Below are 598 nucleotides of genomic sequence, written 5' to 3'. Positions count from 1 at the left end.
GCTGTCAATGGCCGCCGCTCCGGATATCGGCCTGCTCGGGATCTATGGCTCGGTCATCGCTGCCGGAATCTTCGGCATCGTTGTCGCGCCTTTCATCAGCCGCCTGCTGCCGCTGTTTCCCCCCGTGGTCACCGGCACCATCATCATGGTGATCGGCATCTCCCTGATGCGCGTCGGCATCAACTGGGCGGGTGGCGGAATACCCACCTTCACCAAGATGATCGACGGCGTTCCGCACACCTTCCCCAATCCGGGTTATGGCCAGCTGCAGGGCCTCGGTATCGCGCTGTTCGTGCTGGTCGTGATCCTCGCTCTGATCAAATGGGGCACCGGCTTCCTGGCCAATGTCTCGGTGCTGCTCGGCATCATCGCCGGAGYCATCCTCGCCAGCGTGCTCGGCGTGATGCATTTCGACAAGGTCAGCACCGCTGGCTGGGTCGATATCGTGCTGCCGTTCCATTTCGGCATGCCGCAATTCCACCTCGTCCCGATCGTCACCATGTGCATCGTGATGATCGTCGTCATGATCGAGTCGCTCGGCATGTTCCTGGCGCTCGGCGAGATGACTGATCGGAAAGTCGACAGGGACGCGCTGACC

Annotated in this window: 1 protein-coding gene; it reads left to right on the top strand. The window is 61.8% G+C overall.

The window, feature by feature from the left end; all coding sequences use genetic code 11:
- Positions 1–598, top strand: a 598-nt coding sequence (locus AC1DU6_RS34855) for a solute carrier family 23 protein (protein ID WP_477863099.1), incomplete at both ends; no start/stop codon positions are given.

Source organism: Roseateles sp. P5_B10 (assembly GCF_056400485.1).
The sequence above is the reverse complement of the archived record's forward strand: the minus strand, read 5'-3'. Positions and strand labels throughout refer to the sequence as shown.